The 26359-nt window shown below is 41.5% G+C and carries 21 protein-coding genes, 7 tRNA genes, 1 rRNA gene, 1 pseudogene and 2 other annotated features; of the genes and pseudogenes, 26 read left to right on the top strand and 4 right to left on the bottom strand.

What is annotated here, in order from left to right:
* Nucleotides 1-95: 95 nt before the first annotated feature.
* The 12 genes from rrf to DOT_RS29020 all read left to right on the top strand — a co-directional run bounded on the left by rrf (nucleotide 96) and on the right by DOT_RS29020 (nucleotide 7664).
* Nucleotides 96-212 (top strand): 5S ribosomal RNA (gene rrf / locus DOT_RS20860).
* Between the two features lie 790 nt (nucleotides 213-1002).
* Complete coding sequence (locus tag DOT_RS20855; RefSeq protein WP_009623186.1) at nucleotides 1003-1320, top strand: hypothetical protein; 318 nt, start codon at nucleotides 1003-1005, stop codon at nucleotides 1318-1320.
* A 144-nt stretch (nucleotides 1321-1464) separates the two neighbouring features.
* Nucleotides 1465-2742, top strand: coding sequence for a glycosyltransferase family 2 protein (locus DOT_RS20850; protein ID WP_009623184.1), 1278 nt, complete (start codon nucleotides 1465-1467; stop codon nucleotides 2740-2742).
* A 158-nt stretch (nucleotides 2743-2900) separates the two neighbouring features.
* Nucleotides 2901-2976 (top strand) — tRNA-Val (locus DOT_RS20845).
* A gap of 119 nt (nucleotides 2977-3095) precedes the next feature.
* Nucleotides 3096-3171: transfer RNA gene (locus DOT_RS20840), tRNA-Asp, on the top strand.
* Nucleotides 3172-3179: 8 nt separating this feature from the next.
* Nucleotides 3180-3255 (top strand) — tRNA-Phe (locus tag DOT_RS20835).
* 1 nt (nucleotide 3256) lies between these two features.
* Nucleotides 3257-3331 (top strand) — tRNA-Gly (locus DOT_RS20830).
* Between the two features lie 11 nt (nucleotides 3332-3342).
* Nucleotides 3343-3417, top strand: a tRNA-Cys gene (locus DOT_RS20825).
* Between the two features lie 9 nt (nucleotides 3418-3426).
* Nucleotides 3427-3513 (top strand) — tRNA-Leu (locus DOT_RS20820).
* A gap of 3 nt (nucleotides 3514-3516) precedes the next feature.
* Nucleotides 3517-3593: transfer RNA gene (locus DOT_RS20815), tRNA-Val, on the top strand.
* Between the two features lie 609 nt (nucleotides 3594-4202).
* Nucleotides 4203-4496, top strand: coding sequence for a DnaA N-terminal domain-containing protein (locus DOT_RS20810; RefSeq protein ID WP_157998505.1), 294 nt, complete (start codon nucleotides 4203-4205; stop codon nucleotides 4494-4496).
* 120 nt (nucleotides 4497-4616) lie between these two features.
* On the top strand, nucleotides 4617-7664 hold the full coding sequence (locus DOT_RS29020; protein ID WP_009623180.1) for a PAS domain S-box protein: 3048 nt from the start codon (nucleotides 4617-4619) through the stop codon (nucleotides 7662-7664).
* A 5-nt stretch (nucleotides 7665-7669) separates the two neighbouring features.
* Here DOT_RS29020 and DOT_RS20795 read toward each other — a convergent pair whose 3' ends face one another.
* Nucleotides 7670-8761: an endospore germination permease gene (locus tag DOT_RS20795; protein ID WP_040413097.1), complete on the bottom strand. Its 1092-nt coding sequence runs from the start codon at nucleotides 8759-8761 to the stop codon at nucleotides 7670-7672.
* 711 nt (nucleotides 8762-9472) lie between these two features.
* Between DOT_RS20795 and DOT_RS20790 the strand changes: the two genes are divergently transcribed.
* From DOT_RS20790 to DOT_RS20730, 14 genes are all read left to right on the top strand, one after another.
* Entirely contained in the window at nucleotides 9473-10345 is an 873-nt protein-coding gene (locus DOT_RS20790) for a putative sporulation protein YtxC (RefSeq protein ID WP_009623176.1), read from the top strand.
* Between the two features lie 96 nt (nucleotides 10346-10441).
* Nucleotides 10442-10663: a binding site (T-box leader), on the top strand.
* A 46-nt stretch (nucleotides 10664-10709) separates the two neighbouring features.
* Complete coding sequence (thrS, locus tag DOT_RS20785) at nucleotides 10710-12644, top strand: threonine--tRNA ligase (RefSeq protein WP_009623174.1); 1935 nt, start codon at nucleotides 10710-10712, stop codon at nucleotides 12642-12644.
* A 144-nt stretch (nucleotides 12645-12788) separates the two neighbouring features.
* Nucleotides 12789-12920 (top strand) — a sequence feature (ribosomal protein L20 leader region).
* A 29-nt stretch (nucleotides 12921-12949) separates the two neighbouring features.
* On the top strand, nucleotides 12950-13465 hold the full coding sequence (infC, locus tag DOT_RS20780) for a translation initiation factor IF-3 (protein ID WP_040413095.1): 516 nt from the start codon (nucleotides 12950-12952) through the stop codon (nucleotides 13463-13465).
* A 22-nt stretch (nucleotides 13466-13487) separates the two neighbouring features.
* Nucleotides 13488-13685 carry a 50S ribosomal protein L35 gene (gene rpmI, locus DOT_RS20775; protein ID WP_009623169.1) on the top strand — a complete coding sequence of 66 codons (198 nt, stop codon included), beginning with the start codon at nucleotides 13488-13490 and terminating at the stop codon, nucleotides 13683-13685.
* A 27-nt stretch (nucleotides 13686-13712) separates the two neighbouring features.
* Nucleotides 13713-14072 (top strand): 50S ribosomal protein L20, encoded by a 360-nt coding sequence (rplT, locus tag DOT_RS20770; RefSeq protein WP_009623167.1) that lies wholly within the window; start codon nucleotides 13713-13715, stop codon nucleotides 14070-14072.
* Nucleotides 14073-14141: 69 nt separating this feature from the next.
* Nucleotides 14142-14936, top strand: coding sequence for an RNA methyltransferase (locus tag DOT_RS20765; protein WP_009623166.1), 795 nt, complete (start codon nucleotides 14142-14144; stop codon nucleotides 14934-14936).
* A gap of 509 nt (nucleotides 14937-15445) precedes the next feature.
* On the top strand, nucleotides 15446-16468 hold the full coding sequence (gene pheS, locus DOT_RS20760) for a phenylalanine--tRNA ligase subunit alpha (RefSeq protein ID WP_009623165.1): 1023 nt from the start codon (nucleotides 15446-15448) through the stop codon (nucleotides 16466-16468).
* Nucleotides 16469-16480: 12 nt separating this feature from the next.
* A complete protein-coding gene (gene pheT, locus DOT_RS20755) occupies nucleotides 16481-18886 on the top strand; it encodes a phenylalanine--tRNA ligase subunit beta (protein ID WP_009623164.1) in 2406 nt (801 codons plus the stop codon).
* 46 nt (nucleotides 18887-18932) lie between these two features.
* On the top strand, nucleotides 18933-19190 hold the full coding sequence (zapA, locus tag DOT_RS20750; RefSeq protein WP_040413094.1) for a cell division protein ZapA: 258 nt from the start codon (nucleotides 18933-18935) through the stop codon (nucleotides 19188-19190).
* Between the two features lie 512 nt (nucleotides 19191-19702).
* Entirely contained in the window at nucleotides 19703-20836 is a 1134-nt protein-coding gene (locus DOT_RS20745; protein ID WP_009623159.1) for a glycosyltransferase, read from the top strand.
* A 391-nt stretch (nucleotides 20837-21227) separates the two neighbouring features.
* On the top strand, nucleotides 21228-21362 hold the full coding sequence (locus DOT_RS32525) for a hypothetical protein (RefSeq protein WP_282433485.1): 135 nt from the start codon (nucleotides 21228-21230) through the stop codon (nucleotides 21360-21362).
* Nucleotide 21363: 1 nt separating this feature from the next.
* Nucleotides 21364-21921, top strand: a complete 558-nt coding sequence (locus DOT_RS20740) for an XRE family transcriptional regulator (protein ID WP_009623153.1) — start codon at nucleotides 21364-21366, stop codon at nucleotides 21919-21921.
* A 240-nt stretch (nucleotides 21922-22161) separates the two neighbouring features.
* Nucleotides 22162-23385: a benzoate/H(+) symporter BenE family transporter gene (locus DOT_RS20735; RefSeq protein WP_009623152.1), complete on the top strand. Its 1224-nt coding sequence runs from the start codon at nucleotides 22162-22164 to the stop codon at nucleotides 23383-23385.
* Nucleotides 23386-23484: 99 nt separating this feature from the next.
* Nucleotides 23485-24384, top strand: coding sequence for an alkaline phosphatase family protein (locus DOT_RS20730; protein WP_009623151.1), 900 nt, complete (start codon nucleotides 23485-23487; stop codon nucleotides 24382-24384).
* 10 nt (nucleotides 24385-24394) lie between these two features.
* Here the strand turns inward: DOT_RS20730 and DOT_RS31470 are convergent, their stop codons facing one another.
* The 3 genes and pseudogenes from DOT_RS31470 to DOT_RS20720 all read right to left on the bottom strand — a co-directional run bounded on the left by DOT_RS31470 (nucleotide 24395) and on the right by DOT_RS20720 (nucleotide 26307).
* Complete coding sequence (locus DOT_RS31470) at nucleotides 24395-24640, bottom strand: hypothetical protein (protein WP_207637059.1); 246 nt, start codon at nucleotides 24638-24640, stop codon at nucleotides 24395-24397.
* A gap of 96 nt (nucleotides 24641-24736) precedes the next feature.
* Nucleotides 24737-25612, bottom strand: a pseudogene (locus tag DOT_RS20725) (IS3 family transposase); the annotation flags it as partial.
* 11 nt (nucleotides 25613-25623) lie between these two features.
* Complete coding sequence (locus DOT_RS20720; protein ID WP_009623146.1) at nucleotides 25624-26307, bottom strand: helix-turn-helix domain-containing protein; 684 nt, start codon at nucleotides 26305-26307, stop codon at nucleotides 25624-25626.
* Between the last annotated feature and the right edge of the window lie 52 nt (nucleotides 26308-26359).

Raw genomic sequence — 26359 nt, 5'->3', positions numbered from 1 at the left:
GATAAGTGGCTCAAATTCATTCGACAACGACTAGATAGAAGACTCTGTGCAGTTTTGAGAGAACAAGGTTTGAAAAAACAGTGAGATCTCAGACATCTGGTGATTATGCCGGAGGGGTTCCACCCGTTCCCATACCGAACACGGAAGTTAAGACCTTCAGGGCCGATGATACTTGGGGCGCAAGCCCCTGGCAAAGTAGGTCATCGCCAGGTAACAAGCAAAATGCTACCTCTAACGAGGTAGCATTTTTGTGTTAAGTTATACTGTGGAACGAAAGTTAGGGCTGGGGTTCCACCCGTTCGATCCACACTGCTGGAGTATGCGTATGGGGACGCAGTGTGGCGAAAAGCTCCCTTCGCCACGAAGTGTTTCTTTGGGGTGGGTGGCTCGGCGATAGTCTCCACTGGAGACTATCGTGCTTTTCGTATACCGAACACGGAAGTTAAGAATCCACACTGCTGGAGTATGCGTATGGGGACGCAGTGTGGCGAAAGGCTCACCCGCCTTTCGTTTCAGGGCCGATGATACTTGGGGCGCAGACCCATAGAAACGTTGGTCACTGCTGCGAAACAAGTAAGAACCCACATAAGGTAGTAACTTGGTGATATGTAGTCTCAGCTTTGTAAATTCGAGGAGCTATAAGGTGAAAAAGACTTGAAAACAAATACTTCACGTGAGTCATCATTTAGAAAAAGAAACGAAAGTCATCTGTCTCGATAGCTTCCGTTTTCATAGATTACGTTATAAAATTAACATACGATTAACTCAAAGATTGCAATTGATCCGCATGCTTTTCTTTTTCATGGTTACTAGCATCATATCCAAAGCGGAATCTTTGGTTGCAAAAGGAACAATGCACAAACTTACCATCACTTGTCGGCACTGGCATAATAATCCACCTCCTTGACGTCATTATAGCCAGATTTTTTGGTTTTATACTTTTTATTTTAAGGTGTGTGCTCTTTCTTATTTCCCTCATAAAATAGATATGAGGTGAGATTAATGTGGCGAAGATGGATTAATGATTTGAGTGTAGAATTGCATTGGATGAAACGTGATATAATTCGTCGTTGGCGATTGGATACTTCTACAGGCATTATGGGTATACTAACGTTGATTTCAGGGTTATTACTTTTTGTTGTAATTGGAGATGGGATTGCACATATTTTTCGTTTATTTGTTCCGTTTGTATCAGGCACACGTATCGGAGAAGTCTACTGGCAGTCAATTGGATTTGGAATTAAAATAAGCTTCATATTCATGATCTTTAGTGGCTCACTAATCATTCTCTTTTTACTTAAGTTTTTTGAGCGGAGATAGTTTCTATTTCAATATTATGTTCTAAGTTAAGAGAGAAGAAAATATAAGTAAAATGTGGACAATCTGTAATATTTGCCGGATTACCGTTCTTGCATAGGTGTAATTACTATGTTAAAATTTATTGGTTAGAAAGGGGTTGAATCTGTGGATTTCTTATCTGGGATTACAAGTACACAAATATTTGATGTCATCATGCTTCCTGTCCAAATTATTATAATCTTTTTAACCTTTTATTATTTTGTTCTTTCGATGTTTGGACTCTATCGGAAACAAGAGACGAAGATACTTACGCCAGAGAAGAGTTTTGCTATAGTCGTGGCTGCACATAATGAGGAAGCCGTCATTGGACCTTTAGTGGAGAATCTGCTCCAACTCGATTATCCGAAAAAATATTATGATATCTTTGTTGTAGCCGATAACTGTACAGATAAAACAGCATTGATTGCTAGGAAAGCAGGGGCTATCGTTCATCGACGATTTAATACTGAAAAACGTGGTAAGGGTTATGCCTTAGAATGGATGTTTTATCGTTTATTTAAAATGGAGCGTCAATATGATGCTATAGCTATTTTCGATGCAGATAACCTTGTAAAGGAAAACTTTCTTTTTGAAATGAATAGTAAACTTTGTCAAGGTCATAAAATTGTCCAGTGTTACCTGGACTCGAAAAACCCGTTTGATACTTGGGTGACTAACACTTTCTCAATTGCATTTTGGGTAACAAATCGTTTATTGCAACTAGCAAGGTACAATACAGGTCGTCTCACGAACGTTCTGGGTGGGACAGGCATGTGTATTTCGACGGATGTTTTAAAAGAATTTGGTTGGGGAGCAACTTCCTTGACTGAAGATCTCGAGTTTAGTATGAAAGCATTGTCCCATGGTATTAAGACAACTTGGGCACATGATGCAGTGGTATATGATGAGAAGCCATTGACCTTTATTCAATCGTGGTATCAGCGTAAACGTTGGGCTCAGGGTCAGGTAGATGTTGCAGGTCGTTATTTCTTCCCCCTGATTATCAAAGGAATACGTGAACGAAAGATCATGTATTTTGATGCGGCAATTCACCTTTTCCAACCGGCACTCGTTATGATCGCTTCCTTTTTTATGTTGACAAACTTAGCATCTGCGTTTACGCCTAACTATACACGCGTATTCACGTTAGTCATGCCTTGGACCGGATGGCAGATTCTATCCGCTATTCAGTATCTCTATCCTGTTGCAGCGTTAGCTCTCGACCGGTTACCATGGCGTTCCTATGTGGGGTTGATACTGTATCCTATCTTTATCTATAGTTGGATACCAATTGTCTTTTTGGGTTTCATAAATCGCAACGACAAACAGTGGTCACACACCAAACATACTCGTTCGATTAGTATAGAAGATGTTGTAAAACAAAAAAAGGTATCAGTAAATTAGGGGGAGGATTAAATCCTCCTCCTCTTCTTGAATATTTCCTGCAGATTCAAGAAGAATAAATAAGAGGGAATCAAAATTTCAATCGAATCTTAAACAAAATTTAAAAAAAGCTTTGACATAGAGTGTATTTTTGTGTATACTGATAATCGTCAGTTCCCGGGTGATTAGCTCAGCTGGTAGAGCGCCTGCCTTACAAGCAGGATGTCGGCGGTTCGAACCCGTCATCGCCCACCAAACTCGATGTTCGTAGTTCAAGATCTGTAGTTCGCAAGGACCTTAGAACTTGGCTTAGGACTATAGAGGGTAGAGATCGGTGTTTGTTCATTGGACATCGTGCATCGTACCTCAATCATGGCCCCGTGGTGTAGTGGTTAACATGCCTGCCTGTCACGCAGGAGATCGTCGGTTCAAGTCCGATCGGGGTCGCCATCTAATTTGCCTCGGTAGCTCAGTCGGTAGAGCAGAGGACTGAAAATCCTCGTGTCGGCGGTTCGATTCCGTCCTGAGGCACCATGCGGGTGTAACTCAGTGGTAGAGTGTCACCTTGCCAAGGTGAAAGTCGCGAGTCCGAATCTCGTCACCCGCTCCACTATTAATTCTGGCGGCATAGCCAAGTGGTAAGGCAGAGGTCTGCAAAACCTCTATTCCTCAGTTCAAATCTGAGTGCCGCCTCCAAGCAATTTTGCCGATGTGGCGTAACTGGCAGACGCACGGGACTTAAAATCCCGCGGAGTAACATCCGTACCGGTTCGATTCCGGTCATCGGCACCACATGGGTTTGTAGCTCAGCTGGTTAGAGTACCGCGTTGACATCGCGGGGGTCGGAGGTTCGAGTCCTCTCAAACCCACCATACGAACACTAAGGCTTCTCTTCGGAGGAGCTTTTTTCATGCCTAAGGCATTGGTACAAGCGGATCACAGGAGATTTTGAAACGACGACAAAAATGTGAGGCTGAACGACAAAACAGCTATATACCTACAAAGACTCGTTAGTATCTATAAGTAGTCGGTCAAAATTCGTTCAAAAAATCACTTACTCAGCCGTGCAAAATACACATCCTCAGTAAGAGGGATGTGTATTTTTTATTGATTATATTAAATTTGTCCTACTCAGGTATTCGCTAACTTAATTCCCTGCATCTAAGGCTCTAGAATTGCCTTCCAAGGAGTTCTAACCTGTTATATAGGGTTTTGCCTGTGAAGATGGTTACAAGGGCTTTAAAGACGTTATTTTACTATCTTCCTCTATTTAGTACCTTGCTTCAACTCTTGATGTATCAAAGCTAACTGGCATAATTACATTACACATAAGGGGTTATCATGAAGACAATTTTGATTATTGTTGGATTTACTCTGCCTAAATATAGTAATATTTTTAACGATAAGGAATTTGAGGCAAAGCAGACTAAACTAAAGTTAGAAGAGCTTTAACTCAAACAATATTCTTGCAATTGTATGGATTGAAACTTCAAATCAATAAAAATGCTTTTGCATATCAATCATATGATACTTGGATCAAACCTGTTATACCAAGCACAGAGGGCGATAAATTAATATTAAATTGTTCTAGGGAATTTGTAAAAGATTGGATAGAGAGTCGGTACTTGGATCTTATTTTAGAAGTAATCCAATCCATACTACCTTCATTGGGAGAAGTTGAAATCCGCGTTGTTAAAAAGACTAACGAAACAATAAAGGGGCTTTTTGCAAATCATTCTGGTGATTGTCAGTGTTCAGAATGGGAAACAGAGTAAGTGTCCTTTCATTCGCCTTGAACTGACACTAATAATCCGACTATAGCATAATGTGACAGATTCCTTCTATGGCTAGATGTACAATTGTAAAGGCGATACTGCCAAAAGGAGGTAGCTGTTTTGTACTATGACTTTATAATAAGCGGCATTGTGGTCTTATTTCTCTGCGGTCTTGCCATTATGCTGGACTTGCTACTTAAGAGAAAGTACTCCCATTATTTGCTTGGCGTCATGTTCGGTCTAATTACTATATTTGTTATGTGTAGTAGCAAAATTGGTATGCCAAGTAGTGCATTAGATTTTCGACATATTACGATGACAATGGCGGGTTTTATTGGTGGGCCTGTAACCGCTCTGATCGCAGCGGTTATAAGCGCACTGTACAGATATTCTTTAGGTGAAAGTGGTGCGATGGGTGGCATCATAATTATTATTTCATTTGGTTGTTTTGGAACTGTTTTAGGGAGAAATTTGCGAAGTAAACAAAATGGAAAGAAACTAGTATTTTGGTTCCTTGTAGGCATAGCCATGTCAGTTGTGCTGTTGTTAATTATTCGATGTTTTCCCCCACAGGCAAAACATGCTCAAGCGATTCTAAGAATTGTCTCGGGACCATATTTTATCATTACCCCGTTAGCTACGACGATAATATTTAACTTCTATTATGGGGTTTATGAATATTTTAGCAAGGCGTCCATTCTAAACGCCATAATAAACTCTTGTCCTATAAACATAATGATTTTTGATGCTAATGGACCAATTATGGTCAGCAAAAATATAAAGACTGAACTAAAAACTTACCCTTTTATTGAAAACCTGTTTCCTTTGTTGCACCCCAATAGAACATGGCTTAATGCGGAAGAACCACAACATAGAGAAATCACGACAGAAGATGGAAAGCACTTTGTGACGGACTTATCTAGTTTCCAGATGCCAAGTGGCGAAAACGCTTTTGTTGCCATTGTAAACGATGCAACTGATCTGAAAAGGGAACAAGAAAAGTTAAGAGCAGCGAACGAAAAGTTTTACAAAGTATTTCAGCTGGGACCGCATATGATGGCTATTATTCGGAAGACTGACAATAAATTCGTTGATGTTAATCATCGTTACCTTGAGGCGAAGGGTTTTGAATACGGAGATGTTATTGGCAAAACACCTATCGAGATTGGTTCGTCCGAAAGTCACTATGAAGAATTTATTCAGGCTGTAGAGGAACAAGGTTCAGTTAATAATATTGAAGGTTCACTTGTTACGAAATATGGTTCGACAGGTACAGTAATTGTTTCTGTAGAAACGATACATATAGACGATCAGGAATGCTATTTATTTGCGTATAATGACATTACTGAAATGAAACGAATGCAAACAGAACGGCTAGAACAACTTACCAAGAATTTAGAATTAGAGGCGGACCTGGCCAAGAGTAATCAACTTATCGCAGATATTATCAATAATATGCCCGATGGATTCTATGCTCTCGATCATCAATTGCGGTTTACGTTTGTAAATAATAAGGCAGAGGAATTGTTTCAGAAAACACGAGAAGAAATTATAGGAAGAAATTTATGGATGATAGACCCTCAAGCACAAGGAACCCTACTAGAACAAAATCTTCAAAAAGCGAGATCTGATTGTCTACCCATTACGTTTGAATATCTGGGCTCTTTACATATGGGCTCATGGCATCAAATTACTGCATACCCTTCTGAATTTGGCTTGTCTGTTTATTATAGGAATGTTTCTGAACAAAAATTGGCGAGGGAGAAATTAATCAAATCTCAAAAAGAGACGGTCTCAATTCTCGAAAGCATGACGGATTGTTTCTACGCCATGGATCAGGACTTGCAATTCACTTATATAAATCGGGCAGCGGAAATTGCCTTCAAAAAACCTCGGGAGGAGCTATTGGGTAAAAAAATGACTGAGGTGTTTAAGGCCAACGATACCGCATTATTACACTACAATAAGGTGATGAACGAGAAAAGGTCGGTAACTTTTGAAACCATTTCCAAAGCTTTAGGTGATAAATGGTTAGAGTTAAGTGTGTACCCTACAGAAACAGGAGTGGCGTGTTATTTCCGAGATATTACGGACCGTAAGCTAGCAGAAGAAACTCTACGTCAATCCGAAGAGAAATTCTCCAAAGCTTTTCATGGTGGGCCGATTATGATGATGTTGGCAACTATTGAAGAAGGAAAATTCATAGATGTGAATGAGGCATTATGTTCAAGTACGGGTTATACTCGGGAGGAGATTATCGGTCACACTTCAAAAGAATTGGATTTCTTTGTAGAATCGGATAAAAGGCAGATGATTAAAAAGATACTTATGAAACAGAGCAAGACTGAGAATGTAGAATTTGACTTTCACACTAAATCAGGCAAAATTCGCCATGGCCTTAGTTGGAGTCAAATATTTTATCTTGATGGGCAGCAATGCCACATAACAGGATTAATCGATGTTACCGAGCAAAAGCGTATTCAAAAAGAGATGGCTAAGCTGGACCGTCTAAACCTGATTGGGCAATTAGCCGCTGGTATCGCCCATGAAATAAGGAATCCTATGACTACTGTTCGAGGCTACCTGCAACTTTTAGGTGTGAAATCTGAGTTTGCTACTAAGAAGCAGACCTTTGAACTGATGATTTCAGAACTTGATCGTGCAAACTCGATTATTACAGAGTTCCTTTCCCTGGCCCAAACAAAACAAGCAGAAATGCAATCGATAAACTTAAATGACATTCTAAATCACTTGTATCCACTATTAGAGGCAGATACGTTTACTCGAAATAAGCAGATTTGTTTCATTTCTGGGGAAATTCCCAACATAGAACTAAATGAAAAAGAAATTTTCCAACTGGTTCTAAATTTAACCCGCAATGGACTTGAAGCAATGAAGGAGAAAGGGTTGCTAACTATTAGAAGTTATATAGAGGGTGATAAAGTAGTGCTTTCAATTGCAGATGAGGGGTGTGGTATTCCACCAGAAAATCTCGATAAGTTAGGAACCCCCTTCTTTACGACCAAAGACGATGGGACTGGGTTAGGGTTAGCAACATGCTATAGAATTGCTGAATCTCATAACGCTAAGATCAATATCGATTCTAGTCCTAGAGGGACGACATTCTTTATAATCTTTCCAATTCCGAAAAAGAGTAGGCAGAAGTAGATCGCCTAAATACTAGCTCTCGCCTTCCAGCGCGAGATTGCCCAAAGGGAAGGTATCCAAACGAACGCAAACGGCGAAATCAAATAACTCTCGACAAATGCAAGTTCTCTACTCAAAGAATACCCTCTCGTGAATCCAAATGCGATTACCAAAAATACGAAACTTACGGCAAGTTTCCAGGGTAACTTTGTTAATTTAAACACCGTTTCAATACCCCAGGTTGTCATAAAATAAAAGGCACCACATTTTATAACCAGAGCCCCAAGCCAGACCCCCATAAACAATGACTCAACTCCAGAAATCGTCCGGCTTATTTCTACCATCTTCCCTAATTCAAGTATACCAAATGCTAAACGAACTGTTTCTGTTGGTCCAAAGACGAGAATTTGAATTAAGGCAACCAAAGTGTCTAAAATTCCTACTAAAAAAACAGTTCGCCGAACTCCTACCTTCAACTGGCCAAGCGCTTGCTTATCGACAGGTAGAAAAGTAAGGATTCCCGCTAAAAAAAGTATATATACCATCGAAAATGGTACTACTCTAAGTGCCCCCAAAAAAAGAGGTTTTATTCCCTCGCTTAAAATAGGCAGAAGTTCGCCTTGTTCAATTCGTGGAATAGTAAGAGCGATATTAAGTACTATTGCAATCACAATCATGGGAAAAATAAGTTCAGAAAAACGAGCAAACACTTCTATACCAGAGCTTACTAGGTAGAATACGAGTAGAAGAGCACCTATGTAGAACACCCAACGAGGCATTAAAGGCATAATCGATTGCTCATAGATGACTCCGATAAAAGCTAGCAGTAATCCACCATAATAGCCAGAGATCACAATATATATGAATCCAATAATTTTCCCAACCCATTTCCCCAAAAGCTTTTCTGAAATCTTCAACAAATTTTTTTGCGGATACTTTGCAGAAAGTGAAAGTACCATTAGGCTGTAAGGAATTGTCACAACGAGTGCTGGTAAGACGGCCATCCAACCATCCCGTCCACCTGCTTCAGTAACAAACGATGCTATGAGGAGGAAAGTTCCGCCCATGAGTACAGCTGCCCCTAAGGTCATGAATTGGTGTGTTGAAATCCTTTCCATCGGTTTCCTTTCCGCTTGAAGCTTTTCGTCATCAATAATTGGATTACTTGTTAACGCACACCATTGACTGAACAATGTGGTTTAATCTCCTTATTCTATCCGAGAACGGGCCTATTATCCCTTCTAAATGCTCTATTTGCATCCAGTTAGCGCTCTGGTGTTCAGAATCACTTTTTTCACGCTGATACCGCTTCATACTTATCGTCAACACCAAGACCAATTTATGGCCAATACTCCTATGGGAATTATAACCCCCTCAGTCTTGGCAGCTACCACTTTGCACTAACTCTCCATGAGTTACGACCACAGTTTCAGAATTGTTCTAAGGATTCATGCAAATCCCTCCAATGAATGGTATAAATATAAATTTGTATTATAATAGTTGAACCTCCAATACGAAAGGCTAGAACGAAGTATCGCTCTGCCTTTTTGTGTTTTCTATGGATTTTAAAACATCCTATTGCAAATTTTCTCCCTATAAGGCTGTCCTTTATAGTGTATGCCTTCGAAGGAGGTTAAGTTCCAAGATAATGGGATCAAGCATTATAGACTGTCCCCAACATGAAGAGAATAAAACATCAAATTACTGGAAATATTAAGGAGTGTCCGCAGCTTTTCTGCAAATATTATTTAGCAGAAAAGTGCATAGAGATTGGCCCAAACGAAATATGACTTCAACTAGGTCATATACTCTACTATGGGGGGATGCCAGTGGAACATTCCGTACAATTAGGAACCCAAAAATATCGGGAGAGCATATGTGAATGCTTACGCGAACTGTGTGAACAAGAACAACTTCCTTTACAAATTTTTGAACAACGACAAGGAAAACGGTGGCTAATTCAGTGTAATTTTGATGACCCTTCGCCAGAGGCAACAGAAAATGAGAGTATAACTCAAAGAATCCACCGTTATTACTTGGCAAATGCTCTTGCCGAGACGATTTTGCTCCATTGGGAAAAGGAGCATGTTCAACAGTTAATTCAAAAAAAGCATCACTTAACGGAAGATAATTGGAAAATGGTGATCAATAAGGCTTTAGAATATTTAAATAAAGGACTGGGGCAAGTTCAGGGATATCGTGTTAACCGCAAAACAAGCCTAGTTACCCAGATTCTGAGTTGCTTAGAGCAGAGTACCATTTTTGACATAGAGGGTTTTCTAAGTTTCCGCGCGCAAGAGTATAAGAGCGATGTTGGTAAAGCAGTGGAATTCGCTATCAACGAGTACATTATTGAAAAGGAGTACTTGGAATTTATCCAACTATTAAGACATTTTGTAGATAGTCAAAAGCCTCGTTTAGAGATTTTGCATGTTGGAATGACACCAAAAGGGAAGTTCCATCTCTATAACAACGAAGGGGTTAAGGTAACGCACCAATTTCTGGAGGATTACCAACTCGACAACGTCCAGGAGTTGGGCTATGAAGACTTATTGGTCAGTGCTTTAATTGCCGTAGCACCTCGCCAAGTTACGCTACATATTCGATATGACGGTTACAAAGATACCCTACGAACTATTCGAAGTGTTTTTGGAGAGCGCGTACAGGATTGTCAAGGTTGTTCCTTATGTGAAAAATTTTGACAAGGAAGAGGATTCATTGTTATAATAAAATAAAGAATCGAGAATTATGCCGAAATATTATCTTAAAGATGCTAAATCTTAGAGTCATATATCATGTTTAAAGCGTTGAAAGGGAGAGTAGCCTGACCCGGTCGTGTAAGAGATGAAATGCCAAGGCTGTAAGCATTTCTCACGAGCGTACAGGGGAAAACCACCCTGGAGTGTTGGGCTGAAATAAGTAAGCTCAACCGTACCCCGCGTTAAGGGAGATCGAGTGAAAGGGCATTCTTATAACCTTTCAATTGGGTGGAACCACGGGAGTAAACTCTCGTCCCTAGTAGGGACGAGAGTTTTTTATTTAAAAAATTGGTAAGGAGTGATTTCAATGATTCAGGTTACCTTAAAAGACGGCTCAATTCGTGAGGTTGACCAAGGAACGACAATCGCGGGACTGGCAGCTGATATCTCTCGAGGATTGGCGAAGGTAGCTGTAGCTGGAAAAGTCAATGATAAGCTGAAAGATCTTTCTTATCAGCTAACGGAAAACGCGGCAGTAGAGATCGTAACGATAGATAGTGAAGAAGGATTAGATATTTTAAGACACTCTACCTCTCACTTGATGGCTCAAGCAGTGAGAAATCTATTTCCGGGGACAAAATTAGGAATTGGACCATCGATCGCTAAGGGTTATTATTATGACTTTGAATCAGAACATGTCTTTACCCCAGATGACCTAGTGAGTATCGAGAAAGAAATGAATCGACTTGTCAAAGAAAAGTATGCTTTCGAACGGAAAGAAGTCTCTCGAGCTGAGGCACTTGCCTACTTTAGGGACACAGGTGAACACTATAAGGTTGAACTCATTGAGGGTCTTCCAGAAGATGCCACGATCTCGATGTACACTCAAGGGAACTTTACAGACCTTTGTGCCGGACCACATCTACCTTCAACGGCCAATGTTAAGGCCTTTAAGCTTATGAGTTTGGCGGGAGCTTATTGGCGGGGGAACGAGAAAAATAAAATGCTCCAGCGTATCTACGGCACAGCCTTTGCTAAATCTTCAGATTTAGAAGATTACTTGTTTAAGTTGGAAGAGGCAAAACGACGTGACCATCGTAAGCTGGGTCTAGAGCTTGATCTTTTTAGCTTACACGAGGAGGGCCCTGGTTTCCCCTTTTTCCATCCTAAAGGCATGATTCTACGTAATGCGCTTGAAGATTTCTGGCGCCAGGAACACCGGAGACGCGGCTATCAAGAGATTAAGACCCCAATTATTTTGAATCGTTCGATGTGGGAACAATCTGGACACTGGGACCATTATAAAGAAAACATGTATTTTACAGAGATCGATGACCAGGATTTTTGCGTAAAACCTATGAACTGTCCAGGCGGTATGATCATGTATAAAACAAAACTGCGCAGTTATCGCGATCTGCCACTTCGTGTAGGGGAACTGGGACTTGTACACCGCCATGAGCTTTCAGGTGCACTCCACGGCTTACTGCGAGTTCGCAACTTTACTCAGGATGATGCGCACATTTTCATGCTCCCTTCTCAAATAAATGAAGAAATTATTGGCGTTATCGAATTGGTAGACTCTTTCTATAAAGTATTTGGCTTTGAGTATAATGTGGAATTGTCGACCCGTCCTGAAGACTCCATGGGATCAGATGAGGACTGGGAAACGGCCACCAATGCGCTTCAAGCAGCCTTAGAAGAGAAAGGGATAGATTACAAGGTTAACCCGGGTGATGGAGCCTTCTATGGGCCGAAGATTGATTTCCATGTAAAGGATTGTCTCGATCGAACTTGGCAGTGTGGAACGATTCAACTTGACTTTCAAATGCCTGAGAAATTTGACTTGTCGTATATTGGTGAGGATGGTCAAAAACATCGTCCGGTAATGGTTCATCGGGTTGTCTATGGAAGTATCGAACGCTTCATTGCCCTATTGACAGAACACTATGCGGGAGCTTTTCCTGTTTGGTTAGCACCAATTCAAGTCCGTATCTTGCCGATTAGTGAGCGACATCATGACTATGCTAAAACCCTAGTCTCTCGTCTAAATGAACTCGACATTAGGGGAGAAGTGGATGAACGCAAAGAAAAAATTGGTTATAAGATTAGAGAGGCTCAAACTGAAAAAATTCCGTTTACGTTAGTCGTAGGGGATCAGGAAGCAGAGTCTGACTCGGTAGCGGTTCGGCGGTACGGGCAAGGGAATGCTGGGGAGAAAATGACGGTTGATGCCTTTATTTCACTTATTCAAGAAGAGATAAAGAGTAAAAAGATCCTGAAGGTTGACCTCAAAGATGCCTAAGATGGAACTACAACATCTTAAAATGCTTAAGCATGTTTCTGAATAATTACCACACAATATATGGCATAAAGTAGATTTGTATTTTTGCTGTGATTGTGTAAAGATAAAGTCTTGACAAAGATTTGTGTTTAATGTAGAATGTTTAATGTTAAGCAGAAGCCATCCGCTTCTCACCTTACGACTCACGTTGTTAAGGTATCTTCTGGTCCTGAGCTTAGTATGTGCTCACGATTGTTTTAGAAGACGGGTGGTATTCATCCGTCTTTTTTGTTTTGCGCTGATATTTTAAATGGGGGTGGTTTCTTATTAGCAAGGACTTAAGACTAAATGATGAAATCCGGGTTCGGGATGTCCGTCTTGTCGGCGAGGAAGGGGAACAACTCGGGATCATGACGGCACGAGATGCCTTGAGCCTAGCAGTCGAGAAGTCTTTAGATCTCGTAGAGATCGCACCGACGGCTAAGCCGCCGGTCTGCAAACTTATGGACTATGGTAAGTACAAGTATGAGCAAGCCAAGCGCGATAAAGAGGCTCGCAAAAAGCAAAAAAACATGGAAATTAAAGAAGTTAAATTGCGTCCGAACATTGAAGACCATGACTTCGAAACCAAAGCTCGCAATGCCCAACGCTTTTTAGCGGATGGAGACAAAGTAAAGGTGACAATAATGTTCCGCGGGCGGGAAGTTACTCATCCTGAGCTTGGGAAAACATTATGCTTGAGACTCGCTGAGTTTTGTAAAGCTGAGTGTGTCGTCGAGCGTGAACCAAAACTTGAGGGCCGAAACATGATAATGATTTTGGCCACAATTAAACACGACTAATTACCGAGAGGGGGATACTCAAATGCCTAAAATGAAAACCCACCGTGGAGCGGCTAAGCGCTTTAAGAAAACAGGAACCGGTAAAATCGTCCGGATGCATGGATACACTAGTCACATATTGGAGAAAAAGTCACCGAAAAGAAAACGGAATTTGCGCCAATCGACTATAATGCACAAAAGCGATGCCAGACGGATTGCCAATTTAATTGCTTATCTATAATATTTGACTTAAAAGGAGGTCTTCGGGATGGCCCGTGTAAAAAAAGGTGTAACTAAGCATGCACGACATAAAAAGATATTAAAATTAGCAAAAGGATACCGTGGGGCGAAAAGCAAACTCTACCGCCCAGCGAATGAACAAGTATTAAAATCCTTAGCTTATTCTTATGCTCATAGAAAAGATAATAAAGCTAACTTCCGTAAACTCTGGATTGCCAGAATCAACGCAGCCGCGCGCATGAACGGTTTATCGTACAGCCGTATGATGAATGGCTTGAAGAAAGCTGGGGTTTCTGTTAATCGCAAGATGTTGGCAGAACTTGCAATCAGCGACGCAGCAGCGTTTACAGAAATTGTTAATGTTGCTAAAGTACAAGTCAACGGGTAAAGAAAATTAGCTAGCGACGGAGGGTGCAAAACTGCATCCTCTTTTTACTCTTTCGCGGAGGTGGCCTAGATGCTTGAGTCCTTACAGAATGAGCAAGTAAAATATGTGGTCTCTTTGCAGCGGCGTAAAGCCCGTGAGGAGGCCCAACTGTTTGTGATTGAAGGATGGCGATTCGTTGAGGATGCGGTGTGTAGAAATGCCCCGATTAAAAAAGTTTATGTTTGCCAGAAACGTGAGTCGCTGGAGTGGGACTCCATTCAGGAAACGCTACGTGAACGAAAAATTCCTTTTGAGGAAGTCGATGAACGTGTTCTTCGTAAAATGAGTTCAACAGAAGAGCCGCAAGGAATTTTAGCTGTTGTACGCCAAGCGCACAATTCATGGTCAGAAATACATATAGATAAGCATTCGGTCTTGCTTATTTTGGATGGTATTCAGGATCCCGGAAATCTAGGTACTATTCTACGCACAGCGTTGGCGTCGGGTGTCCGTTATGTTTGTTTGACACCAGGGACTGTTGATTTATACAATCCCAAAGTGTTGAGAAGTACAATGGGGGCCCTTTTTTCCTTAGTCCTCTTGCCCGGCAAGCGACCGGAAGACATTTTAGGTTTTTGTAGAGAACGAGGGTTGAGTGTCTTTATGGGAGATATTCAGGGTAGCTCGCTTTACCAGACTGTATTACCAGATGCTCCACTTGCTCTCGTTGTTGGTAATGAAGGTAAGGGTCCATCTCCATTGTTTCGGAGTGCGGATGTCCAACGTGTTACTATTCCAATGGCTCAAGGTGTAGAGTCCCTAAATGTGGCGATAGCTACGGGCATATTGCTCTATGAAGTTGTTCGTCAAAGGAGTTTCTTGTAAAACGCAGAAGAGATATGCTATAATTTTGTGTAAATATGGCAATAGTTTAAATAACCCAATATAATGCGATGATCAGGTTAAAAGGAGTATCTACTTTTCAGGAAGGTATGGTCAAAGATTGTGAGCCAGCCAAGAAGGTACCCACCTCTGTTTGAAGAGGTTAAATTTCGCCTGGGAGTGGCCTGCTGATTTGTAGGTAGGCCCGGTCTCCGCCGTTAATAGGAGCTTAAGTGTGGCTGAATTGGCCAAACTAGGGTGGTACCGCGAGAGTAGACTCTCGTCCCTTTTCTGGGGACGGGTGTCTTTTTTTTATACTATCAGAAAGTTTAAACTTTCGTTATATACTGCAAGTAGGGCTAACCCGTGCGAAGACAGTGTCTTCGTCTAAGCATAAGGGTGACTTGGCAGCCGCCTCGCGGAGGCTGCAAGAAGGCTAATACCTGCGAAGACAGTGTCTTCGTGTGGGCGTCAGTCAAGTTTTTAGGATATATTTGGAAAGGGTGGTTTACTTGAAGAGTGAAATACTTCGTATTGGAGAAGAGACCCTACAACAACTGAAGGAGCTGGACAAACAGGAAGCGCTCCAAGAACTTAAAGTGAAAGTCCTCGGAAAAAAAGGATCGCTAACCGCATTACTTCGTCAAATGGGTAGCTTAAGCGTTGAGGAGCGGCCTATTATGGGTCAAGTTGTCAATGAGATGCGTAGCCGCCTGGAACAAGCGTGGGAAGAACGTAGTGTGGAGTTAGAAACGCTGGCATTGCAGAAGAGATTGGCCACCGAACGGATTGACATTACTTTACCAGGAACACGTGTCCCGCGTGGACATCATCACCCGCTTACCCAGGTTGTCGAAGAGATTGAAGATATCTTTTTGGGTATGGGATTCCAGATTGCCGAAGGGCCAGAAATTGAATCCGATTATTATAATTTTGAAGCCCTTAATCTGCCCAAGGAACATCCGGCACGGGAAATGCAGGATTCCTTTTACATCACAGAGGAAATCCTGCTTCGAACTCAGACTTCTCCCGTTCAGATTCGAACGATGGAAAAACTTCATCCTCACCTTCCAGTAAAAGTCATTGCACCAGGGAAAGTTTATCGCAATGATGACGATGCGACTCATTCGCCAATGTTTCACCAGGTCGAAGGCCTTGTTGTGGACCATGGGATCCGAATGTCAGACCTTAAGGGGATTCTCTTGAATTTTTCTCGCCAAATGTTTGGCGAATCCAGAGAAATTCGTTTAAGACCAAGCTTTTTCCCGTTTACTGAGCCAAGCGCAGAAGTGGATGTTTCCTGTATGCTTTGTGGGGGAGCGGGATGCCGCCTCTGCAAAGGGACCGGATGGATAGAAATATTAGGCTCGGGAATGGTTCATCCTAAAGTCTTAGAAATGGGCGGTTATAATCCGAAAGAAGTCACGGGCTTTGCCTTTGGTATGGGAGTAGAACGAATTGCCATGTTGAAATTCGGGATTGAAGATATGAGACTCTTATTTGATAACGACTTGCGCTTTTTGCAGCAGTTTTAAGGGGGAAAGGTCATGAAAGTCAGTTTGGAATGGTTGCGTGAACTCGTTGATCTAGATCAGAGCGCAGAAGATTTAGCGGAAACATTAACCCGTGGCGGGATTGAAGTTGAGGATGTCGAGAACCTGAATAAAGGATTCGAAAAAGTTGTGATCGGTGAAATAGTCAGTTTAATAAAGCATCCGGATGCTGATCGACTTTGGGTTTGTACCGTAAATGTGGGTCAAGAAGTAGTGGTGATTGTCACAGGAGCTCAGAATTTGCTGGTAGGTGATAGGGTTCCTGTAGCCTTAGTAGGCTCAACCCTACCCAATGAGCTCTCGATTCGGAAGTCCAAACTAAGAGGGGTTGTCTCCCAAGGTATGTTGTGCTCACGTGAAGAGCTCCTGCTTGATGTAACGGTAGGCCTGGAGCGCAGTGCAGATGGGATTCTGATTTTACTTCCCGATGCTCCAGTTGGAGAGAATTTTGGCAAATATTTAGGGCGTGAAGACAGCGTCTTGGACTTGGAACTCTACCCCAACCGACCAGATTGTTTAGCAATGGTCAATGTTGCTCGTGAAGTCGCATCTCTTACCAGAAAAATCCCCCATCTGCCGAAATGGACGGAACAAAATCAAGTCCTTACTCTTCCCACGGCTGCGGACCTTCAGATTATAATCGAAGAGCCAGAATTATGTTGGCGTTATGCAGGGCTAGTGGTTGAGGATGTTCATATTGCGCCTTCTCCGGAATGGATGCAGCGACGGCTTAAAGCCTCAGGAGTCCGTCCTATTAGTAATATTGTAGATATTACTAACTATTGTATGTTGGAAATGGGACAACCGTTGCATGCCTTTGATCGGGATAAGATCAATGGGGATATCCACGTCCGAGCTGCATATCCGGGAGAAAAAATTGTCACTTTAGATGGAGTGGAGCGGACACTACAAACAGATACACTACTCATTGCAGATGACGCCCAGCCTTTGGCAGTTGCCGGTGTAATGGGTGGGTTAGACAGTGAGGTGACGAAGGATACTAAGCGGTTAATGATCGAATCCGCGCATTTTTCCGGAGTCAGTGTCCGTCGGACAAGCCGGCGTTTAGGACTTAGGTCAGAGGCGTCCAATCGCTTTGAAAAGGGTATTGATGCCTACGGAATCGTGGCCACCCTGGGAAGGGTTTGTGATTTGCTGCTGGATTTAGGAGCGGGTCGACCAGTTGCGCTCGTGGATGTAGTGAAGAACCTTCCTCCGCAGCGCCAGGTCAGTCTATCTGCCTCACATACCTCAACCGTACTAGGCGCAGAGCTTGAGACAGCAGAGATTCGCCAAGTCTTGGATGACTTAAACTTTGCATATACGGAACAAGAAGGATTATTCAAAGTTAGTATTCCAACCTACCGCGCAGACATTGAAATCGAAGAAGATCTTATGGAGGAAGTTGCTCGTCTGATCGGCTATGATCGAATACCGACAACTCTGCCGCAAGGAGATCTGACGCAAGGTAGGAGAACTCCTGAACAGGAGTTTCGACGTAGGCTTCGTAAGGCACTAGCCCAAGCCGGGATGGATGAGGTAATCACCTATACGTTCACTCGTGCGGAAGCAGATGCCCAGTGGGGTAGCGCAAAGCATTCAATTCCTTTGCTCAACCCTTTACGGGAAGAACTCGGCGTTATGAGAACCTCACTTGTACCGGGACTTCTTGATGTATCCGCCAGGAATGTTGCGCGTCGCAACACCGATGTGAGTATTTTTGAGATTGGGAATACGTATTGGGGAGAAGAGCAACCTTTACAGAAACTCCCTCGGGAAGAATTACGAGTGGCCGGGGTTGCTGTAGGCAAGAGCGGAAGGCATTGGCTAAACCAACCTGTCAATTATGATTTCTATTATCTTAAGGGAATTTTAGAAGAGGTGGCTCTGGAATTTGGCCTTAAACTAGAATATCGTCTAGCTGAGAACCAAGGTTTGCTCCATCCTGGGCGTTCGGCTGACATTTATCTCCAGAACCAGTGTATTGGATTCCTTGGGGAAATGCATCCCTCATTGGAGAAGGAGTGGGAGCTCGAGCGAGTGGTGTTATTCGAATTAGAGTTTAACCCACTGTTTGAGCGGATGCGGCAAACGGTTCGTGCTCACTCTATCCCACGTTTTCCTGCTATTCAAAGGGATATAGCCATAGTCGTAGCCAGTGAGACCGCAGCTGAAGCAGTCATGTCTAAGATGCGGAAACTCGGCGGAGAATTGTTACAACAAGTCGAAATTTTTGACGTCTATAGAGGAAAACCTATACCGGATGATCACAAAAGCCTAGCCTTTGCGTTGCGTTACCAGTCCTTAGAACGTACGTTGACTGATGAAGAAGTAAATCTGCTGAATTCACGTATTCTAGAGGGAATTCAGCAGGAGTTCGGGGCAGAACGGCGAAAATAGTAGGGAAAGATTAATACAGGGCGTACAAAGAGAGCGAGGGAAAAGTGTGACACATGAATCAGTCAAAACCACCGTTGAGATTTTTGGGGAAAAGCATGTGGTTCGCGGTGAAGGGACCGCAACTTATATCCAAGGTTTGGCGCATGAAGTCGATAAGAAGATGCGCTTGATCGCTCAACGGTTACCTCGCTTGGGTGTTCACCAAATTGCTGTTTTGACCGCCCTGAATTTAGCTGATGAGCTTGCTAAGTTGCGAGAAGAACAAGAAACATTAATGCAGTTACTCGGAGAAAAGACAGAGTAACGAGGGCAATTCTGAGCACATTTTCAGGTTGTTTCTATACACTATCGCCGTCCACTGTTATCTCTGCACCGTACGAATGATTTTCATCACACAGGGTATGTTCACCCCACCTATTCAGCCCTAATGTTCAGCGTTAGCTGGACGAGTCTACACAACTCAACCTTTATGGCGGCACTTTGCTAGTGCCGCTTTTGCATTTATTGAAAAGATTAAAACGACCTATTGATATAATTAATGATTAGCAAGATACTTTTATCTTTTTCCTGAAGATAGATGACATACAATGTTTTTAAAAAATGGAAGGATTTGAGGTTTGGTAAACAGAATAATATTATTTGAAGTGAAAACTCAATATATAGTTTTGGATAGGAGGGGTTGACTGTGCAATGTGACTTGAGCATCCAACAAGGTTAGCCTGCTTGTTTGAACAGGGTATACAACGATAGTAGGGGGAAACTGTAGGTCTCAGCTAACTCCTATAATTGGAGGACTATTATGAGGGGGGAGCGGTAATGAATATCATTTTTTTAATCCTAGCCTTTATCAATGTTATTATCTGGATATACATGGGGCTAATGCTGTTTAATTATTTGAAGAAGATACCAGTTTTTCGTGGTACTAGTTGCTCTGACAATGAGATTATTTATCCGCTACTGTCTGTAATAATTCCGGCCTGTAATGAAGAAGAGTCTATTGAACAGACTATTAGCTATTTAATCAGTCAAGATTACCCTGATTTCGAAGTCATAGTTATAAATGATCGTTCCACAGACCGAACGGGGGCAATTCTTGCAGAGCTAGACATTAAATACCCACAACTGCAAGTTATTACAGTTACCGATCTACCCCCGAAATGGTTAGGTAAAAATCATGCTCTTTATCAAGGGGTGAAACAGTCTAAGGGCGAGTGGTTACTTTTTACGGATGCTGATATTAAATACTCACCTAATAGTTTAAGGAAAACCGTTGGTTATGCTTTGAAAAACGATCTTGATCACCTAACAATCGGTCCAGATATTGTCTATAAAGGGTTTTTCTACGGAGGTTTCATTTCCTTCTTTACTGTAGTAATTGCCGTTTTATTCATGATTAGTAAGAGTGCTGGACTCGGTGCTTTCAACTTAATAAAAAGATCCACATACCAAGCCATTGGCGGACACGAAGCAATCGCTATGCAGCCTGTCGATGACTTTGCTTTGGGCAAATTAGTTGCTAGGAAGGGGCACAAGCAGAGTTACGGGTTCAGCAAAGGTTTAATCTCAGTAAAATTATATGATAATCTCTTTGCCATGGTAAAAGGCGTAGAAAAAAATCAATTCGCAGGGGCAAATTACAGTGTTTTAGCCACATTGACAATGGGTTGTTTCCTTTTATTTATGCATGTGTATCCGTTTGTGGGGTTATTCTTTGGACCTGAGTGGGCAAGAGTACTGTGTGGTGTTTCCGTGATTACAGTGTTTGTTATTTATAACTACTCTAAGAATTATATGTGTCTCTCTCTAAGGCATTTTTTTATTCACCCTCTATCGGCTTTATTATACTTTTGGGCGGTATTAAAATCGATGGTCAAGATTCTAAGTAGAGGGGGTATCGAATGGAGAGGAACAGTTTATTCTTTAAAAGAATTGAGAAAACATACTTTATAAGCAAAAGTGACTTTTTTATTTAATACTAATTTTTAGTTGATACCCTCCCTCCCATTGTGTCAGTTATTAGTGATGTAAAAGGTATTAATGAGTCTCTTGGAGTGTCCAACAGAAAATCTACGAATCTTGGCAGTTGCAACCTGGATGTAATAAAATTATCAAGATTATCGAAATGATTATCGTTCTGACAAATAATTCTATGCTACTCAGAACTTTGTACGGTGTTTCTGCTGCGGTATCGAATGGCGAAAATGATATTGGCTATTTCTATAAGACCGCTTTACTGCCACAATGAGGATGAAGACCAATTCCTTCCCTGAATATCGTTTAGAAAGGAGCGATTGCTAATATCAACGGCAGGTTATGGTATAATATACATACCAATGAATTATTGAAAGAGAGTGATGGGATGGAAGAGAAAATTCTTCTGGCTATAGAAGGTTTAAGACAAGATTTATACCAGAAGATTGGTTCATTATCAGGTAAAGTTGATTCATTGTCAGGTAGAGTTGTTTTGGGAGAATAACATGCAAATAAAATTCAATATCGGTAAGAATTTAAACCATGTAAGAAAAAGAAGAAGACTAAGCTTAGATAAAGTTGCTGAACTAACAGGCGTAAGTAAAGCCATGCTAGGGCAGATTGAAAGAGGGGAGTCTACTCCCACAATAAACGTCCTTTGGAAAATCGCAACAGGGCTAAAAGTCTCTTTTTCCTCACTGTTAGCGAATAGGGAGGAAGATAAAGATACCCTCTTAATCCAATACTCAGAAACAACTCCTATAATTGAAGAACATGGGCAGATGAGAATATTTTCGCAATTTATTTTTGACAGCAATAGAGGCTTTGAAGTGTTTATTATTGAACTTGAACCAAGCTGTAGTCATAGATCAGATCCTCATGACGAGGGGGTTGAAGAATATATCAGCCTAATTGAAGGTGTGCTAGAAGTAACCATTGGTGAAGATGTATATGTGTTGAATAAAGGGGATGCCATTCGCTATCTGGCAAATAAAGAACACATTTACCGCAATCTAACGGATAAACAGATCAGCTTTCATCATATAATTTACTATTTTTCCTAGAAGATAAAGCTGTTTGACATATGTTCTAAAAACACGACGAGCAATGCGCCTAGTCGTGTTTTTTCTATGCTGCTCAAATTAAGGGTTATCCTGGAGAACTACTAAAAATGCTATTAGTAAAAAGGTAATCATAATTTGCCTAAAAAAATTATTGGACGTTATAACGCACGCGTGATACAATCGACAAGAAGATGTATGTTATAACGCATATCAGGACAAATAAATGAAGGAGTGGTGAACGTGGAGTACTCTATTTTTCCCTTGTTAAAGAGAATTAAGAGTGATTTTTCAATCTCAGCAGTTATCGCCGGCTTAATTGCCGTTGCTGTTGGGTATGCGGGACCTGTGCTGCTAATTTTTCAAGCTGCCAAAGTAGCGAACTTAAGCAATGCCAATCTATCCTCTTGGATATGGGCAATTTCCGTTGCCAGTGGACTGACAGCAATTATTCTAAGTATTCGATTTAAGGCCCCGGTGATAACGGCATGGTCAACCCCAGGAGTTGTCTTGTTGATTTCGGGTTGGAAAGCATATGCTTATTCTGACGCGATTGGGGCATTCATTTTTTCGGGCGCCATAATTACAATATTTGGATTTACGGGTCTATTTTCTTCCTTTATGAAGCGAATCCCGTACTCAATTATTACAGCTATGCTGGCGGGGATTTTACTTGAGTTTGGGGTCGATGTCTTCGTTTCTTTAAAAAAGTTACCGATGTTGGCTTTACCCATGATCTTATGCTACCTGGTGGCCAAGCGTTGGTTTCCGCGCTATTCAGTAGTTGCAAGTTTACTTTTCGGGATATTGGTTTCATATGGACTCAACATATTAAATTTTAGTGGCATTAACGTTGCCCTTGTTCAGCCAATTTTTACAAGGCCCTCGTTTTCACTTAATGCAATCATAGGTTTAGGTATTCCACTTTGCATCGTAACTATGGCTTCGCAAAATGCTACAGGTATTGGAGTGTTAAAGGCTGATGGATACGATATACCGGCAAATCCGCTCATCGTAACGACTGGGATTGCCTCAATCATTTTTGCTCCGTTTGGCGCGCATGGTATCAATTTGTCAGCCCTCATAGCCGCGATCTGTACTGGGAAGGAGGCACATATTGATCCGGATAAACGCTATATTGCAGGTATCTCATGCGGCATCTTTTACATTTTATTTGGCATTTTTGGGGCAACGATCGTTTCTATTTTTACTGTTTTTCCTAGCGAATTAATCGTTGTAATAACTGGCTTAGCATTATTGGGATCAATTAGTTCAAGTCTTTCTTCAGCGATGAAGGAAGATGAGAAGAAGGATGCCGCGTTGATTACTTTTCTTGTTACTATATCCGGTATTTCAATCGCTGGAGTCGGAGCACCATTTTGGGGTTTAATCATCGGTATCGTCACAAATTACATACTTGAGGGAGACCTGACCAAACTATTTTCCCCGAAAGTAACGCATCTGTGAGAAAGTACCGGCGGGTAAATTGAAGTAACGTGCTTCGAAGGATGAACTGGCGTTTTATCGAGAATTTGGCTACAATAGGAAAGGGAAGGGGAGAGAGAAATGCACATGGTGATGATTTTCTTGGATGGGTTTGGACTTGGTGGGAAAGACGATAACCCCATTGTTGCGGCAGAAACCCCTTCGATCGATGAATTGTTAGGTGGCCATCTCCTCTGGGGAAAACGCTACATTACTTATAAGAATACGGTGCTTAGGCCGTTAGACCCTTTGCTAGGAGTAGAGGGTACACCTCAGAGTGCAACGGGACAGACAACACTTTGGACGGGGCTAAACGCGGCCAAGGCGATTGGCCATCATCTTCGTGCGTATCCTAATAAATCATTGGCTGAGATTATTGCTGAGAAGAGTATCTTTAGGCAATTAGCTGAACTCGGTAAGACGACCATGTTTGCCAATACATTTACAAAAGGATATGATCAAGCGGTTGCAGCTGGAAAAAGAGCACATACGGCCTCAACTCTGTCGGCCTTGGCGGGAGGAGTTCGCTTAAGACGTGTTCCTGATTTACTGGCAGGTTTAGCGGTGTATCAAGATATGACCAATGAAATACTTGTTCAGCAAGGAGAACCGGTTTCGCTTATTTCCTCATTTGAAGCTGGTAGGCGTTTGGGAAACTTGGCTCTACACTATGATTTTACGTTATATGAATTTTTTCAAACGGATGTTAAAGGGCACAAGCAACTTTGGGATGAAGTGATAGGATTAGTTGAACGCATTGATAGTTTTATCGGAGGTTTTCTCTCAGTTGTTAAGGAAGAAGATGTGGCCTGGATTCTGACCAGTGATCATGGTAATATCGAAGATTTTTCCGTTAAAGGACACACGATGAATCCAGTGCCTGCGCTATGTTGGTCTAATCAACCCATGAAATGGCCGGAATGGAATACCCTTGAAGAAGTGACCCCAGGTATTATAAAGTTATTAACTGAAGGATCGTAACAACTAAATTTTAACCCTCAGAGCCAATTGAACTGCCCCCTGTCAAGTAGACAGTGGAAATAAAAAAGACTTTTGATTGAATTAAACGTAATAGATTAAACCTCGGGTTACGACGCTCGGCGCTGGCCAAAAGGAACATTTGTCCTCTGCGGAGGAAAATGTTCCTTCGGTCCTCAAGCTTGTTACATGCGCTGTTGTCCATGGGATGCCAGCGAGCATATCCTCGGCCTTCGTCCTGCGGTATCCCTCGTGGCACCCGGACAACTAACCCGAGAGTTCGTTCAATTAACTTTGATATCTTGTATACGTTGTAAATCTCCTGACACCAATCATTAATTATGGTTGGTATTTTTTATGCTACCGAACGTAGGTATTGCCTGTATTCCAAAGGTGTCATACTGTTTAACCTCTTCTGATATCGATGTTTATTGTAATAATCTATATACTCTATAACTGCCGACTCCAACTCTTCATATGTGTTGAATTTATTGAGATAGTACATTTCGGATTTCATCGTTCCCCAAAATGATTCCATCGGGCCATTATCTATGCACCTAGATACCCTTGACATGCTCTGTGTCATTCCTGCATCGTCCAGTTTTTTCTTAAATTGCTTATTTGTATATTGGAAGCCACGATCGCTATGAAAGATTGGTTTAGCAGCTAGGTATGTCTTGTGTGCTATATCAAATGTTCTAAAAACAAGTTTATTGTTGTTGGAATGCCCAACCACAAAAGAAACAATACTTTTATCTGCCAAATCAAGGATTGCACTAAGATAGGCCTTGCTTTGAATGCCATACTTCATTTCAGTAACGTCAGTAAGCCATTTTGTACCGAATTCATTGGATTCAAATTCTCTATTTAAGATATTTCCTGCCGTAATTTCAGGCGTTGATTTGATATAATTTTTTCGCTTCCTGCGGCATACGGATTTGAGATTTAAGATATGCATAAGTCTGTAGATCCGTTTACGATTAACATTAAGATTATGTTCCCGGTTAAGTTTTATTGTCATCTGGCGGTATCCAAGGATTCCATTCCGTTCTTCGTAGGCATCCTTTATCTTTGAAAGCAGTTCCCTGTTAAATTTCTCGTTATCGCTTTCTTTCCTGTTTAGCCATTTATAATACGAAGAACGTTGTAGCCCAATAATTTCACAAAGTTCACTGATAGGATATAATTCTGTTTTATTCAGATCACGTATCGCTAGATATATCGTTTCATATTTTACCTGGCTTAGAACCGTCTCCTTTCTATCTCGTCCAGCTTTTTTAGTAAATCTATTTCCATCTGCTTTCTTCTGTTCTCAGCCTCTAGTAGCTTGTTCTGTGCCCTTAGTTTCTCTACTTCGGACATCTCATCCTCAGATTTTCTTTTCCCACGTCTGTCTTGAAGTTTGCCCACACCATATTTTAAGTATTTATTTGTCCAGAAATAAACTTGTTGATAGGAAACCTGAAATTTAGATGCTGTTTCGGCATAGTCGTTTTGATGTTCAATACAGTATTTGACTATTTCAACTCTTTCATCGTAGGTAGTTGCTCGTCCTTTAGTCATGATTGTCGTTCCTCCTGTTCCAGAAGTTTTCAACTTCTCATGACCATTATATTTCAAAATCCAGTTGCGCAACTGGCGAGTTGACTTAATACCATATTTTTTACATATTTCCATGTGAGAACCGCCACCAGCCAGGTAATCCTTGACAGCTGTAGTTTTCAATCCTGTGGGATAAGCAGTATTTTTGGATGTATTAAGCAGGCCATTTGGCCCTAACGATTGAAAAGTTTGAAGCCATTGTTTGATAGCTGTATAGGAAACACCTAGTAGGGTGGCTAAATGATTAAGTGAATCTTCCCCACGAAGATATTTTTCAATCGCAACTATCCTTTCAGGACCTGATATTTTAGCTTTGTGGGACATAAAAAAGCTCCTCCTTGTTATAAACAGTTTTATTATTTAAACTGTCTACCAC

The organism is Desulfosporosinus sp. OT (genome assembly GCF_000224515.1).
Classification (GTDB): Bacteria; Bacillota; Desulfitobacteriia; order Desulfitobacteriales; family Desulfitobacteriaceae; genus Desulfosporosinus.
Note: the sequence above shows the minus strand (reverse complement) of the source record. Positions and strands in the feature narration are given on the sequence as shown.